Below are 17773 nucleotides of genomic sequence, written 5' to 3' on the forward strand. Positions count from 1 at the left end.
GGCCCGAGGCAGGCAGGAAGGCCCCCGCGAGAGATGCGCCGGTTCTATGCTCTCGTCCTCAGGCTGGAGGCGGTCCTGGCGGGCGCCTTCCTGCTGCTGATGGTGCTGCTGATCTTCGCCGGCGGCGTGGCGCGCATGCTCCACAGCCCGCTGAACTGGACCATCGATCTCTCGACCTGCTTCTTCGCCTGGGCCTGCTTCCTGTGCGCCGACGTCGCCTGGCGCAAGGACGCCCTGATGGCGATCGACTTCCTGAGCAGCCGCGTCACGGCCCGCGCGCGGACCGTGATCGCCTGCTGCAACTACCTGCTGATCCTGGTCTTCCTGGCCTACCTGATCTACTCGGGCATCCAGCTGTCATGGGTCAGCCGGGCGCGCAGCTTCCAGGGCATCCCCGGCGTCAGCTACTCCTGGGTGACCATGAGCCTGCCGGTCGGCGCGCTGCTCCTGGCCGTCACGACGCTGCTCAAGCTGCGCGACCGGCTGCGCGAGGACGGCCTGCTGGGCGGGCCGGCCGGGACGGCGCGGTGACCCCATGCTGATCGTCGCCCTCGCCTTCGTGGTGCTGCTGGTGATGGGCATGCCGGTCGCCTTCGCCATCGGCATCGCCGGCAGCCTGTTCTTCCTGCAGCATCCGGAGCTGCCCTTCACTATCCCGGTCCAGGTCACCGTCTCCCAGACCCAGAACTTCGCGCTGCTGGCGATCCCACTGTTCATCCTGGCCGGCAACTTCATGAACCGCTCTGGCATCACCGAGCGGCTGCTCGATCTCGCCTCGGTGCTGACCGGCCGCCTGCGCGGCGGCCTGGCCCAGGTCTCGCTGGCGCTTTCGGCGCTGATGGGCGGCGTCTCCGGCTCGGCGATCGCCGACGCCGCGATGCAGGCGCGCATGCTCGGCGAGGCCATGGTGCAGCGCGGCTTCACCCGGGGCTTCGCGGCCGGCGTGCTGTCGTTCGGCGCCGTGCTGACGCCGATCATCCCGCCCGGCATCGGCATGATCCTCTACGGCTCGATCGGCCAGGTCTCGATCGGCCGACTGTTCGCCGCCGGCTTCTTCCCCGCCTTCCTGCTCTGGCTCGCCCTGACGGGAGCGGTCTGGCTGACCGCCCGGCGCCGCGGCTACCGGCCGGAGCGGACGACGCGGCCGAGCCTCGGCGAGGTCGGCCGCGGCCTGCGCGGCGGGGTCTGGGCGCTGCTGTTCCCGATCTTCCTGCTGCTCGGCCTGCGCATGGGCGTCTTCACGCCCTCCGAGATCGGCGCCTTCGCCGTGGTCTACGCCGTCTTCATCGGCCTGCTGGTCTACCGCAAGCTGCGCCGGGCAAGCTTCCTTGAGGCGCTGGAAGGCAGCCTCGCCGACGTCGGCGCCGTCATGTTCCTGATCGCGCTCTCCGCGATCTTCAGCTACGGCATCGTCTTCGAGCGCGTGCCGGCGACGATCTCCGGCTGGATCCTCGGCGCCACCGACAGCCTGACCGCCATCATGGTGCTGATCGCGCTCTTCGTGCTGGTGACCGGCTTCTTCATCGACGCGACCGTGCTGATACTGATGCTGACGCCGATCCTGCTGCCGCTGGTCCGCGAGCTCGGCGGCGATCCGGTGCACTTCGGCATCGTCTTCATCGTCGCCGCCACGATCGGCAACTTCACGCCGCCCGTGGGCGCGGCGATGTACGTCGTCTGCTCGATCCTGAAATGCCCGGTCGGCGAATACTCGCGGGAATCTGTCCCGCTGTTCCTCGCGGTCGGCGCGGTCACGCTGGTCCTGATCTTCGTGCCGAGCCTGGTGCTGTTCCTGCCGGAGCTGCTATTCGGGTGAGAGGAGGTTCGGTTTCTCCCAACCCTCCGTCGCTTCATGGTGAGCCCTTCACCCTGAGCTTGTCGAAGGGCGAACCATGAGAGCGCGACGGCGGGGCCGCTATGGTGCACCCGGTCGCCTTGCCGGTGCTACTCGCGCTTCGTGGTTCGACAGGCTCACCATGAAGCGCGACCGCTGGGCGGGGCGCCGTGCGTCGACCGGAGCCGTGACCCGCCTACTCCACGGTCCAGGTATGACCGCGGCGCAGCAGGGCGTCGATGTCGCCCTCGACCGCGGCCGCCATCTGCTCGCCGACGACCTGATGCTCGTAGGACTCCGCCGGGTCGCAGTAGAGCACACCGATCGCGACCGGCAGCGGCGGCTGCAGGCCGGCCAGGAGGGTCGCCAGCATCCGGTCGGTCTCGTCGTGGACCAGCACGCCGGCCGCCTCGGGTCCCTCCGCGCCGAGCTCGACGACCTCGAGGGCGATGCTGCCGGGCTTGAGGCGCAGGCCCTTGTCGCGGTTCTTGCCGAAGACCAGCGGCCGGCCGTGCTCGACGTAGATCTGCATCTCCTCGACGACGTCGCGGGCGGTGAAGTGCTCGAAGGCGCCGTCGTTGTAGACGATGCAGTTCTGGAAGATCTCGACGAAGGAGGCGCCGCGGTGGCCGTGGGCGCGCTTCAGGACCTCGGGCAGCTGCTTCTGCTGGGTGTCGACGGCGCGCGCGACGAAGCGGGCGCCGGAGCCGAGCGCGAAGAGCGCCGCCGAGACCGGGGCGTCGAGCGAGCCGCCGGGGGTCGAGGGCGAGCGGGTGCCGATGCGGCTGGTCGGCGAGTATTGGCCCTTGGTCAGGCCGTAGATCTCGTTGTTGAACAGCAGCACGTTGAGGTCGACGTTACGGCGCAGCACGTGCAGCAGGTGATTGCCGCCGATCGACAGCATGTCGCCGTCGCCGCCGATCACCCAGACGTCGAGTTCGGGATTGGCGAGCTTGACACCCGTCGCGACCGCCGGGGCGCGGCCGTGGATGGTGTGGAAGCCGTAGGTCGACATGTAGTAGGGAAAGCGCGCCGCGCAGCCGATGCCGGAGACGAAGACCGTGTTCTCCGGCCGCAGCGCCAGGTCGGCGCAGGTCTTCTGCATGGCCTTCAGGATGGCGTAGTCGCCGCAGCCCGGGCACCAGCGGACCTCCTGGTCGCTGGCGTAGTCCTTGGCCTTGCGCTCGAGCTTCTCCGGCGGGGTCACGACGTTCATGGCTCTCGGCCCTCCAGGGCGGCGTGGATCGCCGTTTCCAGCTCCGCGATCTTGAACGGCTTGCCCGAGACCTTGGACAGGCCGACGGCCGGCAGCAGGTACTCGGCGCGCAGCAGCTTGACCAGCTGGCCGTTGTTCATCTCCGGCACCAGCACCGTGTCGTAGCCGGCCAGCAGCTCGCCGAGGTTGGCGGGCAGCGGCCAGATGTGGCGCAGGTGAACCTGGCTGACGTCCTCGCCCGCGTTGCGCAGGTTGGCGACGGCGCGGCTGATCGGGCCGTAAGTCGAGCCCCAGCCGACGACCGCGAGACGTCCGCGCTCGCTGCCCTGCTCGACCCCCTGGGCCGGGATGTCGCGCGCGATGCCGGCGATCTTGGCGGCGCGCGTGTCGGTCATCCGCTGGTGGTTGGCCGGGTCGTAGGAGATGTTGCCGCTGTCGTAGTCCTTCTCGATGCCGCCGATGCGGTGCATCAGCCCGGGCGTCCCGGGCTTGGCCCAGACCCGCGCCAAGGTCTCGGGATCGCGCCGGAAGGGATGGAAGCCCTCGGGATCCGAGTGGAAGGCGACGGGGAAGGGCTGGTAGTCGGCGAAGCTCGGCAGCTGCCAGGGCTCGGAGGCGTTGGCGAGGTAGCCGTCGGTCAGCAGCATCACCGGCGTCATGTAGGTCGTCGCCAGCCGCACCGCCTCGATCGCGACCTCGAAGCAGTCGTGCGGCGAGCGCGAGGCGATCACCGCCAGCGGGGCGTCGCCGTTGCGGCCGTAGACCGCCTGGAACAGGTCGGACTGCTCGGTCTTCGTCGGCAGCCCGGTCGAGGGGCCGCCGCGCTGGGAGTTGACCACGACCAGCGGCAGCTCGACCGAGATCGCCAGACCGAGCGCCTCGGTCTTGAGCGCGATGCCGGGACCGGAGGAAGAGGTGATGCCGAGGGCGCCGGCGTAGGAGGCGCCGATCGCCGCGCAGATCGCCGCGATCTCGTCCTCGGCCTGGAAGGTGGTGACGCCGTAGCTCTTGGCGCCGGCGAGCAGATGCAGCAGCTGCGAGGCCGGCGTGATCGGGTAGCTACAGAAGGTCATCGGCAGGCCGGCCAGCTTGCAGCCCGCGACCAGGCCCCAGGCCAGCGCCTCGGCGCCGGTGACGTTGCGGTAGAGGCCGGCCGGCAGCTTCGCGGCCGGCACCGAGTAGGTGCGCACCCCGGTCGGCAGCTCCGCGGTCTCGCCGTAGGCGTGGCCGGCGTTGAGCGCGGCGATGTTGGCGTTGGCGATCTGCGGCGTCTTGCCGAACTTCGTCTCCAGCCAGTCGACGGTCGACTGGCGGTCGCGCCCGAACATCCAGTAGATCAGCCCCAGCGCCCACATGTTCTTGCAGCGCAGGGCCTCCTTCTTGGTCAGCCCGTGGCTCTCGACCGCCTTCTCGGTCGCCGAGGACATGTCGACCCGCAGGATCCGGTAGGCGTCGAGCGAGCCGTCCTCCAGCGGGTCGGCCGCATAGTGCGCCTTGGCGAAGTTCTTGGCGTTGAAGGCGCCGGTGTCGACGATGATCAGCGCGCCGGGCTTGAGGTCGCTGCGGTTGACCTTGAGGGCGGCCGGGTTCATCGCGACCAGCACGTCGACCGCGTCGCCGGCGGTGCGGATCGTGCGGGCGCCGAAGTTGATCTGGAAGGCCGAGACGCCGTAGGTCGTGCCGACCGGCGCGCGGATCTCGGCGGGGAAGTCCGGGAAGGTCGCCAGGTCGTTGCCGGCGAGCGCGGTCGCCAGGGTGAACTGGCTGCCGGTCAGCTGCATGCCGTCGCCCGAATCGCCGGCGAAACGGACCACCGCCGACTCCATTTCCTGACGCGGCTGCGCTAGGACGCTCGTACCTTCCATTCCCGCTTACCCTCGATGCCCGGACCGGGAGCTGGCGGCCGGTCCAGCCCCTGGCGATCACGACGATGCCGACCTCAGCGAAGAGCGCTCTAGCACGTCGCCGCCGCCACTTCAGCCCCGTAATCTCTGGGGAATTCGGCGCGGCGGCACCCCGCTGCCGCAGAAATCGCTCTTCCCCTCAGCCGCTTCAAGGTCGCAACCGGCATTCCAGCCCTGCGCGACCCCTCCTTCGCCGGTTCAGGCTCCGGGTTGTCCGCCGCGGTCGAGCAGCGCCAGCATGTCGGCGACCGTGACGAACTTGCGCCGCGGCGCGCCCCCGGTGGCGGCCGCCCGCTCGGCGGCGTCGATCGCCAGCCAGTCGGGATAGTCGATCCAGCGCAGGCTGCGCTCGGCCAGCAGGCGCCGCAGGCCGGCGCGCCCCGGCTTGCCGCCGCCCGCCGCGACCCGCGGCCGGATCTCGCGCGCGATGGTCGCGGCGGCCTGGTCGCCGTCCTGCTTGTTGGAGCCGATGACGCCGCTCGGGCCGCGCCGGCACCAGCCGACGCAGTAGAGGCCCTCGGCGATCCGGCCGTCGCGGTTGCGCAGGCGACCGCGCTCGGCGTCGAAGGGTACGCCAGCGAGCCGGATCGAGCGGTAGCCGATGGCGGGGACGATCAGGCCGCACGGCAGGTCGTGGGTCTCGCCGGTGCCGACGACCCTGCCGTCGCGCAGCGCCGTGCGCTCCCAGCGCAGACCCTCGACCCGCGCCCCGCCCAGCACCGCGACCGGCCGCGCGTAGAACTCGAAGCGCACGCGCTTCGGCTTGGCCGGATCGCCACCGGCAGCGAAGCCGCGCAAAATCTCGAGGTTGCGGGCGACGACGCGCCGGTCGCGCTCGGGCAGCCCCGCGGGCGCCTCTTCCGGCAGCTGGTCCTCCGCCACCACCGTGGCGGCGGCGGCCAGGCTGCCCATCTCGCGCAACTCCTTGTAGGAGAATCGGGCCTCGACCGGGCCGCGCCGGCCGAGCAGCACGACCTCCTCGAGCGGCGCCGCCCCGATTGCCGCCGCCGCCTCGCAGGCGATGTCCGACGCCGCCATCTCCTGCGGCGTCTTGACCAGCACCCGGGCGACGTCGAGTGCGACGTTGCCGTTGCCGACCACGACGGCGCGCCTGCCGTCGAGCGGCGGGTCGGTCCCGGCGAAATCGGGATGGCCGTTGTACCAGCCGACGAAGGCCGCCGAGCCGACGACGCCGGGCAGCCCCTCCCCGGGGATCCCGAGCGGCCGGTCGGCCGGCGCCCCGACCGCCAGGATCACCGCGTCGTAGAGGCCGCGCAGCTCGTCCATCGAGAGGTCGCGTCCGATCTCGACATTGCCGAAATAGGCGACCGCCTCGTCCTGGGCGGTGCGCTCGAAGGCGCGCACCACCTGCTTGGTGGTCTGGTGGTCCGGCGCGACGCCGCCGCGCACCAAGCCGAAGGGCGTCGGCAGCCGCTCGATCAGGTCGATGGCAACCTCGCCCTGCTGGAGCAGGGCCTCGGCGGCGTAGAATCCGCTCGGGCCGGAGCCGACAATGGCGACGGAGAGCGTCACGCCCGGGCCTCCAGTTCGTCGAGCCAGGGCCGGTCGCGGAACGGCCGGGTCGCCTCGAAGGCGCCGGCCAGCGCGAAGACCGTCGCCTCGTCGTAGGGTCGCCCGACGATCTGCAGGCCGAGCGGCACGCCGTTGGGCGCCAGGCCGCAGGGCAGCGTGATCGAGGGCAGCGCGCCCCAGAAGTTGACGGGGTAGCTGAGCGCCCAACCGAGCAGCGGATCGACGGCCTTGCCGGCGACCGAGACCGGCCCGTCGACGGGGTCGTGGTCGGCCGGGACGGCCGTGGTGCCCAGGGTCGGCGTGACCAGTGCGCGAACGCCGTCGCGGAACAGCGCGGCCAGCTGGCCGTAGCTGGTCCGGGCGACATCCCAGACGGCCTCTATCGGCATCAGCGGAACGTCCGCACCGTATTCATCGGCGCGCTGGACGTAGTCCGAGAGCTGCGCGCGCTGCTCTGCCGTGAACTGCTCGAGGGTGCCCTGGAAGTGCAGGCGATAGGCGTTCTGCGCCGCTACGAAGAAGCTGTCCCGCGCTATCGCCAGCTTCGCCGGCTCGACCAGGCAGCCGGCCTCGGCGAAGCCGGGCAGCGCCAGCTCGACGCCCGCGGCGACCGCCGGCTCGATCTCGAACAGGCCGCCGAAGTCCCGGCTGTAGGCGACGCGCCAGCCGCGTACCGAGGGCAGCCGCTTGGGCAGCCGCGGCCTGGCCGCGACCATGGGGTCGCCGAGGTGCGGCCCGGCCATGACGCGGTAGAGCGCCAGGCAGTCGGCGACCGAGCGCGCCAGGGGACCGCGTGTCGACATCCGGTTGAACAGCCAGCCGCTGTCCTCGGGCACGCGGAAGGCCGGGGGGCGGAAGCCGACCAGGCCGCAGAGGCCGGCCGGGATGCGGATCGATCCGCCGTAGTCCGAGCCGTCGCAGACGGTGATCAGCCCCGCCGCCAGGGCAGCCGCCGCGCCGCCGCCCGAGCCGCCGGGGGTGATCTCGCGGTTCCAGGGGTTGCGGGTGACGCCGTTCGCCCGGCTGTGGGTCACGGTCACGCTGGCGAACTCGGGCGCGACGGTGCGGGCAACCTGGTTGGCGCCGGCCTTGAGCAGGCGCGCGACCGAGATGTCGGTCGCCTCGGCGAGGCGGTCCCGGTAGAGCAGCGAGCCGTCGGTCTGCGGCTGCCCGGCGACGCCGTGGCCCTCCTTGACCCCGTAGGGGATGCCCTCGAGCGGCCGCGGCAGCGGCCCGTGGCCCGCGCGGTAGGCGGCGAAGCGGTCCTCGGCCCGGCGCGCCCGGACCTCGGCCTCGTCCCAATAGGTCTGGGTGAAGCAGTTCAGCGGCGGCGCCAGCCGCGCCGCCGCCGCGCGCTGCGCCTGCAGCAGCTCGACCGGCGAGAAGCGCCCGGCCAGGAAGCCGGCCCGGGCCTCCGTTGCCGAGAGATAGCGGAGGTCCGCGGCCCGAGCCATCCCGCCTCAGGCGCCCGGCTGCTGGCGGTAGGCGAAGGTCGCGGACAGCCGCTGGGCCAGCCACTCGCCGGCCAGGACCGGGGCATGGCGCGGCGTCTCGCCGGGGGCCAGGCAGGACGGCAGGGCCTCGACGCGGGTGTCGTAGTTGGGGTCGAAAAAGAAGGGCAGCGAGTAGCGCTCCCGGCCCGAGACGTTTACGACCCGGTGCTGGGTGGCCTTGAAGCGGTCGTTGGTCCAGCGCGCCATCTGGTCGCCGATGTTGACGACGAAGGCGCCCGCCACCGGCGGCGCGTCGACCCAATCGCCGGCCGAGTTGAGCAGCTGCAGGCCGCCGACCTCGTCCTGGGCCAGGATCGTCAGGCAGCCGTAGTCGCTGTGCGCGCCGCAGCCCATCTCGCGGCGTTCGACGCGGCCGGCCTGCGGCGGGTAGTGCAGCAGGCGCAGGTTGGACAGGGGTCGGTCGACCTTGTCGTCGAACCAGCGTTCCGGCAGCTCGAGGCCGAGGGCGAAAGCGCGCAGCAGGTCGCGGGCGAGCCGCTGCATCTCGGCCTCGTAGGCCTCGATCGTCGGGCGGAAGTCCGGCAGCAGCGCCGGCTCGGGCCAGGTGTTGGGCCCGTGCAGCGGCTTGCCGACCAGCACGTCGGGATCCTCGGGCCCGAGGTCGCGGCCGAGGTCGAAGGCCTCCTTCCGGTCCGCCGTGCCGGCCGGGTCGGTGTTCTCCTCGTAGAGCGGGATGTAGCCGCGGTGCGCCGCCGAGCGGCGGATGTGCCAGCGCTCCTTGGTTTCGAGCGGCAGGTCGAAGAGCGCCCTGGCCTGCGCGAAGGCGGCTTCGGTCAGCGCCCCGGGCACGCCGTGGCCGACGACATAGAGGAAGCCGACGCGCTCGCAGGCCTCGGCGACCTCGCGCGCCACGCCCTGCGGATCGCTGCCGTCGAGCAGGGCGGCGAGATCGACCAGCGGCACCTCCTCGAAGTCGATCCGCCGCCCCCGCAGCTCGTCCGACAGCACTGTTCCCAGCACCGCGTCCTCCGCCATGGCCCGCTTCTCCGCCCGTTTTCAGCGCCGTCATGCTGCGCCGTGGCCGGACGTGGGTCAATGCGCCCAGCGCTGTACAAGGCGCGGCCGGACCAGGGCGTCGAGCGACAGCGGCCCGGCACCGAGCGCGGCCACGAGGAGGCCGGCGGCCATCCAGGGGAACTGCTCGGCGGCCAGGGCGATGCCGTTCTCCAGGCCTTCCGGCGTCTGCCCGACGACGAAGTAGATGGTCGCGGCCATGACGGCGAGGCCGAGCGCCGCCGGACGGGCCAGCAGGCCGAGCATGAGGGCGACCGGCAGCAGCAGCTCGGCGCCGGTGGTGACGAGGGCGGCGACCTCGGCCTCCAGCAAGGGCACCGGATGCACCGAGCGGAACAGGAAGGGCTGGCTGCTCCAGCTGTCGAGCCGGTGCAGGCCGGTCTTCAGGAAGGCCCAGCCGAGCCAGAGGCGAAGCGCGAGCAGGGCCAGCCCGCCCAGCACCCGGCCGGGCTGCGGCCAGCGGGCGACGGGACCGGGGTCGAGGAGTCGACTGCCGAGGCGCAGAAACTTGTTCATGGTCACTCCGGTGGGGTCGGTGACGGAAGGGGTGTCGGCGTCACGAGCCGCCCGGCGGCCGGCCGCGAAACAGGCCGCCCGCGAGGGCGTCGGTCAGCAGCGCGGCGAGGTCGAAATCCGCGCCCTGCGCCGCCGCCTCCAGCAGCGGCCGCCCCTCGGCCAGCGCGGCGAGGCAGAGCCGCTCGTCCTCGGACAGCGGGCGGGCGGCGACCGACAGATCGGGGCGCCGCCAGACCAGGGCGCCGGAGGTCGGCGCGCGCGCGGCCCCGCCCGGCACGACCAGGACCACCGTCGAGCTTTCGATCGCTTCCGCCCAGCGCGCCCAGGCCCCAGCCGGCAGCGCCAGCAGCCGCGCCGAGGGCACTGGCGCCAGAAGCAGCCGGGCGTGCCGCTCCTGCGGCACCGCCGCCAGCCCGGCGGCGCCGAGCGCCGGCCAGTCGGCGGCGAGGTAGGCCTCCTGCGCCGCCCAGTCGAGGGCGGCGACGCCGGCCAGCTCCGCCGGCTCCTCCGCTTCGGCCAGGAACCGCTCGAAGCCGGCGCCGTAGCCGGAGAGCTGCGGCCGGCGCGGCGGGTGGGCCCGCAGGAAGGCGCGCGCCCTTGTCGCGAAGCGCTCGGGCCCGAGCAGCCGCGCCGTCGCCGGATAGGCCTGGCGCAGCACGCCGAGGAGCGCGTGGTCGATCGTGTTGAGATGCAGGAACAGGCGCTTCGTCGCCGGGATACCCGCCGCCGCGGCGCCCTCGCCACCCAGCAGAGCGGCGCTCGCCGCGAAGGCCGCCGGGTCGCCGTGCACCGCCCGCACCAGCGAGCGCTGCAGGGCGACCAGGCCCTCGAGCGTGGTGGCGTCAGCCGGCATGGGCGGCCTCGCACGCGGCCGGCCTCGCCGCGCAGGCGTCCAGGCAGCCCTGGGCATGCTCGGCCTCGGCCAGCAGGACCTCCAGCGGCGGCAGGGCCGTGTCCCATTCGATCAGCGTCGGGCGCGGGCCGAGGCGGCGCAGCGCCTCGCCGTAGAGCCGCCAGACCGGCTCGGCGACGCGGCTGCCGTGGTCGTCGACCAGCAGCGGCCGGCCCTCGACCTCCAGGCGCGCGTGGCCGGCCAAGTGGATCTCGGCGACCGCCTCGCCGGGGATGCGCGCCAGCCAAGCCGCCGGGTCGAGCCCGAGGTTGTGCCGGCAGACGTAGAGGTTGTTGACATCGAGCAACAGGGCGCAGCCGGTGCGGCGCACCAGCTCGGCCAGGAACTCGGCCTCGGGGATCGTCGAGGCGGCGAAGGCGACGTAGTTCGAGGGGTTCTCGACGGCAAGCCGACGGCCCAGCGCCTCCTGCGCCCGGTCCAGGTTGTCGACGACGACCTCGAGCGCCGCCTCGGTCATCGGCAGGGGCAGCAGGTCGCTGGCGTAGACGCCGCCGGCCACCGACCAGGACAGGTGGTCGGAGACCAGCCCCGGCTCGAAACGGTCGTAGAGCTGGCGCAGGCTGGCCAGGTGCGCGGGATCCAGTCCCTCGGCGGAGCCGAGCGACAGGCCGACGCCGTGGCAGGACAGCGGGTAGTCGGCCCGGATTCGCTCCAGCTGCGCCAGGCGCGGCCCGCCCTCCACGAGATAGTTCTCGCTGTGCACCTCCAGCCAGGCCGCCGCCGGCTGCCCGCGCAGGAAGTCGGGCAGGTGGCGGTGCCGCAGGCCGATCCCCGCGCGGGCCGGAAGCGGGCCCGCGCGGGGCTTCGTCGGAGGGGCCGAATGCATGAGGGCGGGCCGGACCGGGCTTGGCGCCCGACTAGGACTTGACGTTGTCGTTCACGCCCTCGAAGGGCTCCTCCTTGCCGCCCATCTCCATGCAGGCGGCCTTCTCGACCGCCTTGAAGTCCATGCCGTGGTAGTCGACCTTTGATTGGCCCGCGCAGGAGTGGCCGGCCGCCTGGTTGGCACAGTCGTTCTCGCCCGCCTTGGCGACGCCGTAGCACTTGACCTCCTCGGCCTGGGCGGTGGGCGCCAGGGCGGCGCCGGCGATCGCGGTGGCGAGGGCGGCCGAAACGCCGAGGGCGGTCAGGGACAGCTTGTTCATGAGTCCGTTCTCCGTCTGCTAAGGGATGGAAGCGACACCCCAGACCTAAACACTCGGAGACCCCGGACGGAATTCACATGGTCCTCAATCGGGATCACGACCGGGTGAGAGAGCCGTTATTTCTGGAACTATAGTAACCGGATCGTGATCACTGGAGATCGCGGCTGCGTGATTTACGGCCTGCCCCGTAAAGCTTGAACCAGGTGCCGGGGCGGCAACTAGGCCCGCCTCCAGCACCCTGTCGACGGGCGTCTCCGCGGCGCGGCGGATTCGGCTGAAGCCGCCCGAGGCGACGACCTCCGCCACCCTGCGCTGGCGGCGGCGGCGAGCGCAGCCCTGTTGCCGAGATGCCCGCTTTCTTGAGGTTCTCGGCGCCGTCAGCTCTCCGCCTCCTCGTAGAGGCGCCGGTAGCTGTCGTAGCGCGCTCGCGGGATCTCCCCGGCCTCGACCGCGGCAAGGACGGCGCAGTCGGGCTCGACCGTGTGGTTGCAGTCACGGTAGCGGCAGGCGGGCGCCAGCTCGGCGAACTCCGGGAAGTAGTCCCGCAGCGATTCGCGGTCGATCTCCGAGAGGCCCCAGGAGCGGATGCCCGGCGAGTCGATCAGCCAGCTGCCCTCGCCCAGGTCGTGCAGGCTGGAAGCCGTGGTGGTGTGGCGGCCGCGCCGGCCCTCGCGGCCGAGCTCGCCGACGACCGCCGCCTCCTCGCCGAGCAGGGCGTTGAGCAGCGAGGACTTGCCGACGCCGCTGTGCCCGACCAGGACGCCGGTGCGGCCGCGCAGGTGCTGGCGCAGCTCCTGCAGCCCAAGGCCGGTCGCGGCCGAGGCCAGGACCGAGGGCACGCCCAACCCCTCGTAGAGGCCGAGGTCCGGGTCCGGCCCCGGCAGGTCGGCCTTGTTCAGGCAGATCAGCGGATCGACGCCGCCGGCGCGGCACATCACCAGGTAGCGGTCGAGCAGCCGCGGGTGGAAGGGCGGCTTACGCTTGGCCGCGACCACCACCGCCAGATCGACGTTGGCGGCCAGGACCTGCCGCCCCTGCCCCGCGGCCAGGCGCCGCGAGCGGTCCTCTCGCTGGCGCACCAGCTCGCTGCGGCGCGGCAGGATCGCGGTGACGCGGCTCTCCGAGCCGGAGGCCTCCAGCGCCACCCGGTCGCCCACCGCCAGGCTCAGGCCCTGGTGACGCAGCTCGGGTGCCAGCGCGCAGGAGACCGCCTGCCCGCCCAGCAGGACCAGACAGCGGTTGCGCGACACGCCGGCGACGATCCCGCAGTCGGCGGGCCAGTGCTCCGCGGCCGTCGCGAGCAGCCGGCCCGGCTCCGCGGCGACGGCACCGCCGTCGGGTGCTGCGCCCGACGGGCGGCCGCGCCCGCGATGGCGCGGGGTGCGCCCCTGGTGACGCCTGTGCTCGGCCAACGGCTGTCCTCGAGGTGAAGCGGAGCGCCATCCTACGCCGCCGCGGCGGCGCCGGTCATGCTCTTGTGCCGACCGACCCTTGTGCCATCCGGCGCGCGCTTGACACCGGCTCGCCGCTTCCGCTCCAATCCAGCGCATCGTCGGCGGAGCGGGTCGCTCGGGATACCGCGGCCGGCGGTCTGGATCGGGAGACGGCATGGGGGTCTACCTGCGCCCTGACGCGCTCGCCGGGGCCCTCGAGGCCTTGGCGGCCCGGCGCCTGACGCCGCTGGCCGGCGGCACCGACCTCTACCCCGCCCAGGCCAACCTCGCCGCCTGGAACCAGGCCCCCGACCTCGACCTGCTCGACATCTCCGCGCTCGCCGAGCTGCGCGGCATCGAGGAGCGCGCGGCCTGCTGGCGCCTGGGCGCGCTGACGACCTGGACCGAGACGATCGAGGCCGGCCTGCCCGCCTGGTTCGAGGGGCTGCGGCTCGCGGCCCGTGAGGTCGGCGGCCGCCAGATCCAGAACCGCGGCACCCTGGCCGGCAACCTCTGCAACGCCTCCCCGGCGGCCGACGGCATGCCGGCGCTGCTGGCGCTGGATGCGGCCGTCGAGCTGGCCAGCCTGTCCGGCCGCCGGCGCCTGCCCCTCGCCGACTTCCTCCTCGGCAACCGCAGCACCGCGCGCCGCCCCGACGAGCTGGTGGTGGCGCTGGAGATCCCGAAGCCGGCGGCGGTGGCGCGCTCGACCTTCCTCAAGCTCGGGGCCCGGCGCTACCTGGTGATCTCGATCGTCATGGTCGCCGCGACCCTGGAGGTCGAGGACGGACGGGTCGCGGCGGCGCGAATCGCCGTCGGCAGCTGCTCCGCGGCGGCGCGGCGCCTGCCGACGCTCGAGGCGGCGCTGGTCGGCCGGCCCTGCGACGCAGGCCTCGCCGAGGCCGTGGAGGCCCGGTATCTGGACGGGCTGGTGCCGATCGACGACGCGCGCGCCAGCGCCGCCTACCGAGCCGAGGCGGCCGTGACGCTGGTGCGCCGGTCGCTCGCGGCGCTGGCCGGCGAGCCGCCGGCCGGCGACCTGCTGGAGCCGGCGGCATGAGCCCCGACAGCGGCCTCGGCGCCCCGACCGCCGCCGGGTCGGTGACGCTCACCGTCAATGGCCGAGCGGTCGCCCTCGAGGCCGGTCCCTTCGCGCGCCTCAGCACGGTGCTGCGCGACGGGCTGGGCCTCACCGGCACCAAGGTCGGCTGCGACGCCGGCGACTGCGGCGCCTGCACGGTGCTGCTCGACGACCGCCAGGTCTGCGCCTGCCTGGTGCCGCTCGCGCAGGCCGCCGGCCGCTGCGTGACGACCGTCGAGGGCCTGGCGGAGGACGGCCGGCTGTCCCGGCTGCAGCGGGCCTTCCACCTCCACGGCGCGGCGCAGTGCGGCATCTGCACGCCGGGCATGCTGATGGCCGCCAGCGACCTGCTGGCCCGCGTGCCCGAGCCGAGCGCGGCCGAGGCCGAGGAGGCGCTGGGCGGCGTGCTCTGCCGCTGCACCGGCTACCGCAAGATCGTCGAGGCCGTGGTCGCGGCCCCGCACCTGCCGGCGGATAGCAACCTGCCCTTCGAGGACACCGAAGTCGGCCCCGAAGTCGGCCGGCGCCTGCCGCGCGCCGACGGCCCCGACAAGCTGACCGGTGCCGAGCGCTTCGGCGCCGACAGCGCCCCGGCGGATGCCCTGTGGCTGCGCGCGATCCGCTCGCCGCACGCGCGCGCCCGCTTCGAGGTCGGCGACCTGGCGCCCCTGCTGGCGGCCTGGCCCGGCCTGGTGCGGGTGCTGGGCGCCGCCGACGTGCCGGGCGAGAATTCCTTCGGCATCTATCCGCATCTCAAGGACCAGCCGGTATTCGCCGAGGGCTTCGTGCGCTACCGCGGCGAGGCCGTCCTGGCCCTGGTCGGCGACCGCGCGACGGTCGAGGCGATCCCGGCGGCCGCGATCCCGATCACCTGGCACCCCGAGGAGCCGGTCGTCGGCTGCGCAGCGGCCCGGGCGCCCGGGGCGCCGCAGATCCACGACTTCGCCGCCGGCAACGAGCTGATCCGCGGCTTCGTCGAGAAGGGCGATCCGGAGACGGCCTTCGCAGGGGCCGCAGCGGTCGCTGCCGGCACCTGGCGCACCGGCTTCGTCGAGCACGCCTACCTCGAGCCCGAGGCCGGCTATGCCGAGCGCCACGGCGATCGCCTGGAGGTCTACGGCTGCACGCAGACCCCCTACATGGACCGCGACGAGATCGCCCGCGTGCTCGGCCTGGCGCCGGAGGCCGTGCGGATCCGGCCGAGCGCCTGCGGCGGCGGCTTCGGCGGCAAGCTCGACATTTCCTTCCAGCCGCTGCTGGCGGTCGCGGCCTGGGTGCTGGAGCGGGCGGTCCGGACGGCCTACAGCCGCACCGAGTCGATGGCCTCCACGACCAAGCGCCATCCGTCCGAGATCGCGGCGCGCGCCGCCGCCGACGGCGAGGGCCGTCTGCTCGCGCTCGACTTCGAGGGCGACTTCGACACCGGCGCCTACGCCTCCTGGGGACCGACCGTGGCCGGGCGCGTGCCGGTCCATGCCAGCGGCCCCTACCACCTGCCGAACGTCCGGGTGGTCAGCCGCGCGCTCTACAGCAACGGGCCGCCGGCCGGCGCCTTCCGCGGCTTCGGGGTGCCGCAGGCGGCGATCGCCCACGAGTGCCTGCTCGACGACCTGGCCGCGCAGCTCGGCCTCGACCCGCTCGAGATCCGGCACCTGAACGCGATCCGGCCCGGCCAGGCGACGGCGACCGGCCAGGTGCTGGAGCATTCCGCCGGCCTCGCCGAATGCCTGGAGCGCCTGCGGCCGCGCTGGCAGGCCCTGCGGCGCGAGGCGGAGTCCTTCAACGCCGAGACCCGCGGCCGCAGCCGGCGCGGCGTCGGCGTCGCCTGCATGTGGTACGGCATCGGCAATACGGCCCTGGCCAACCCCTCGGAGATGCGCCTCCTGCTCGACCGGCAGGGCGGCCTGACGCTCTACAACGGCGCCGTCGACATCGGCCAGGGCTCGGCCACGGTGATGCTGCAGATTTGCGCCGATGCGCTCGGCCTGCCGGTCGCGGCCTTCCGCCAGGTCGTCGGCGACACCGACCTGACGCCCGACGCCGGCAAGACGTCGGCCTCGCGCCAGACCTTCGTCTCGGGCAAGGCCGCCGAGCTCGCGGGGCAGGATCTGCGCGCGCAGATCCTGCGCCTCGCCAACGCCGGCCCCGATGCGACGCTGGCGCTCGGCGGCGGCACCCTCGAGGTCCGCGAAGGCGGCCATGTCCGCAGCATCGCGCTCGACCGGCTGGAGGCCGACCTGGAGGGCCGGGGCCGCTTCGACCCGCCGACGACGCCGCTCGACGACAAGGGTCAGGGCACGCCCTACGCGACCTACGGCTTCGCCGCCCAGCTCGCCGACCTCTCGGTCGACCTCGACCTCGGCACCGTGCGGCTGCATCGCATCGTCGCCGCCCACGACGTCGGGCGGGCGGTCAACCCGCTGCTGGTCGAGGGCCAGATCCAGGGCGGCATCGCCCAGGGCATCGGCCTCGCCCTGATGGAGGAGTACCTGCCCGGCCGCAGCGAGAACCTGCACGACTACCTGATCCCCTCGGCCGGCGACGTCCCGGAGATCGAGATCCACCTGGTCGAGGACCCCGAGCCGCTCGGCCCCTACGGCGCCAAGGGCATCGGCGAGCCGGCGCTGGTGCCGACAGCGCCGGCGATCTTCGGCGCGATCCGCCACGCGACCGGCGTCGTCGTGCGCCAGGCGCCGGCCCTGCCGCACCGCCTGCGCGCGCTCATCAGGGAGGCCGGCCATGGCTAACGGCGCACCGGGCGCACCCGTGAACCAGAAGTTCGGCGCCCGGGAGGGCACCGAGGGCATCGTGCGCTGCGACGCCTGCCCGGTGCTGTGCCGGATCCGGCCGGGCAAGGCCGGCGCCTGCGGCCGCTACGCCAACCTGGAAGGCCTGCTGACCCGCACCGACCCGCTGGTGCTGACCCAGCGCGTCGCCGAGGCCGGCGGCGAGCTGGTCCCCTTCCAGGGCGGGCCGGACGGCGACCGCGAATGGGACGGCCGCATCCTGAAGCAGGCCGAGACCTTCGTCACCGGCATCGGCAGCGGCACGACCTATCCCGACTACAAGCCGGCGCCCTTCCTGGTCGCCTCGCAGTACCAGGGTCTCGACACCGTCACCGTCGTGACCGAGGGCATCTTCAGCTACTGCGGCGTCAAGGTGAAGATCGACACCGACCGCCACCTCGGCCCCGAGACCGCGACGGTGCGCGCCGACGGCGAGGCGGTCGGCCACGTCACCACGGCCGAGTACGGCTCCCAGATGCTCTCGCTCGGCGGCGTGCGCCACCTGACCGGCGGCAGCAAGAAGGAGGGCAACGCGACCTGCCGGACCATGCTCGCCCTGTGCAGCGGCGAGCCGGTCGAGCTGAGCGTCGACGGCGGCTCGAGGGTGGTCGTGCAGGCCGGCCGGGCGCCGGTCGTCGACGGCCACGCCGAGGAGCGCATGCGCGTCGGCTGCGGCTCCGCGACGCTGGGCATCTTCGCCCAGCAGTGGCACGGCGAGGTCGACGAGGTCATCGTCGTCGACGACCACATCACCGGCGTGCTGACCGAGCACCAGGCCGGGCGCTGCCTCGACATGCCGCCGGCCGGAATCCGCGTGCGCGGCCGCCGCTCGACGCCGGGCCGCTACTTCCAGGTCGCCGAGCCGGGCAGCGGCTGGGGCGGCA

The 17773-nt window shown here is 73.3% G+C and carries 14 protein-coding genes and 1 pseudogene; 5 read left to right on the plus strand and 10 right to left on the minus strand.

All coding sequences use genetic code 11. The features are described 5' to 3' along the window. The first annotated feature begins 33 nt into the window (after window positions 1-33). Both WD341_RS11605 and WD341_RS11610 read left to right on the plus strand, forming a co-directional pair. Window positions 34-531, plus strand: a complete 498-nt coding sequence (locus WD341_RS11605; protein ID WP_368425618.1) for a TRAP transporter small permease — start codon at window positions 34-36, stop codon at window positions 529-531. A gap of 4 nt (window positions 532-535) precedes the next feature. Then, window positions 536-1816: a TRAP transporter large permease gene (locus WD341_RS11610; protein WP_368425619.1), complete on the plus strand. Its 1281-nt coding sequence runs from the start codon at window positions 536-538 to the stop codon at window positions 1814-1816. A 214-nt stretch (window positions 1817-2030) separates the two neighbouring features. Here WD341_RS11610 and WD341_RS11615 read toward each other — a convergent pair whose 3' ends face one another. The 10 genes from WD341_RS11615 to rsgA form a co-directional block, all read right to left on the minus strand. Next, window positions 2031-3050, minus strand: coding sequence for a 2-oxoacid:ferredoxin oxidoreductase subunit beta (locus WD341_RS11615; protein ID WP_368425620.1), 1020 nt, complete (start codon window positions 3048-3050; stop codon window positions 2031-2033). Next, window positions 3047-4864, minus strand: coding sequence for a 2-oxoacid:acceptor oxidoreductase subunit alpha (locus WD341_RS11620; RefSeq protein WP_368425621.1), 1818 nt, complete (start codon window positions 4862-4864; stop codon window positions 3047-3049). Before WD341_RS11620 ends, WD341_RS11615 begins: the two co-directional genes overlap by 4 nt. A 288-nt stretch (window positions 4865-5152) precedes the next feature. Then, on the minus strand, window positions 5153-6487 hold the full coding sequence (locus WD341_RS11625) for an FAD-dependent oxidoreductase (RefSeq protein WP_368425622.1): 1335 nt from the start codon (window positions 6485-6487) through the stop codon (window positions 5153-5155). Next, the gene (locus tag WD341_RS11630; protein ID WP_368425623.1) at window positions 6484-7941 is read right to left on the minus strand and encodes an amidase; all 1458 of its coding nucleotides are present in this window, start codon (window positions 7939-7941) and stop codon (window positions 6484-6486) included. The genes WD341_RS11625 and WD341_RS11630 overlap by 4 nt, the downstream gene beginning before the upstream one ends. A gap of 6 nt (window positions 7942-7947) precedes the next feature. Next, the gene (locus WD341_RS11635) at window positions 7948-8976 is read right to left on the minus strand and encodes an isopenicillin N synthase family dioxygenase (protein WP_368425624.1); all 1029 of its coding nucleotides are present in this window, start codon (window positions 8974-8976) and stop codon (window positions 7948-7950) included. 57 nt (window positions 8977-9033) lie between these two features. Continuing rightward, the gene (locus tag WD341_RS11640) at window positions 9034-9531 is read right to left on the minus strand and encodes a DoxX family protein (RefSeq protein WP_368425625.1); all 498 of its coding nucleotides are present in this window, start codon (window positions 9529-9531) and stop codon (window positions 9034-9036) included. Between the two features lie 40 nt (window positions 9532-9571). Continuing rightward, entirely contained in the window at window positions 9572-10384 is an 813-nt protein-coding gene (locus tag WD341_RS11645) for a putative DNA-binding domain-containing protein (protein WP_368425626.1), read from the minus strand. Next, entirely contained in the window at window positions 10374-11270 is an 897-nt protein-coding gene (locus tag WD341_RS11650) for a DUF692 domain-containing protein (RefSeq protein WP_368425627.1), read from the minus strand. The genes WD341_RS11645 and WD341_RS11650 overlap by 11 nt, the downstream gene beginning before the upstream one ends. A 31-nt stretch (window positions 11271-11301) precedes the next feature. Beyond that, entirely contained in the window at window positions 11302-11589 is a 288-nt protein-coding gene (locus tag WD341_RS11655; protein ID WP_368425628.1) for a DUF2282 domain-containing protein, read from the minus strand. Between the two features lie 377 nt (window positions 11590-11966). Continuing rightward, complete coding sequence (rsgA, locus tag WD341_RS11660) at window positions 11967-13001, minus strand: ribosome small subunit-dependent GTPase A (RefSeq protein ID WP_368425629.1); 1035 nt, start codon at window positions 12999-13001, stop codon at window positions 11967-11969. Between the two features lie 196 nt (window positions 13002-13197). Here rsgA and WD341_RS11665 point away from each other — a divergent pair, with 196 nt between their 5' ends. The 3 genes and pseudogenes from WD341_RS11665 to WD341_RS11675 all read left to right on the plus strand — a co-directional run. Beyond that, window positions 13198-14082, plus strand: coding sequence for a xanthine dehydrogenase family protein subunit M (locus tag WD341_RS11665; RefSeq protein ID WP_368425630.1), 885 nt, complete (start codon window positions 13198-13200; stop codon window positions 14080-14082). Beyond that, window positions 14079-16850, plus strand: a complete 2772-nt coding sequence (locus WD341_RS11670) for a molybdopterin-dependent oxidoreductase (RefSeq protein ID WP_368425631.1) — start codon at window positions 14079-14081, stop codon at window positions 16848-16850. The genes WD341_RS11665 and WD341_RS11670 overlap by 4 nt, the downstream gene beginning before the upstream one ends. Then, window positions 16843-17773, plus strand: a pseudogene (locus tag WD341_RS11675) (6-hydroxynicotinate reductase); the annotation flags it as partial. The gene WD341_RS11670 and the pseudogene WD341_RS11675, both read left to right, overlap by 8 nt.

The sequence above is a fragment of the Tistlia sp. genome (assembly GCF_040905785.1).
In the GTDB taxonomy this organism is placed as follows: Bacteria; Pseudomonadota; Alphaproteobacteria; order Kiloniellales; family DSM-21159; genus Tistlia.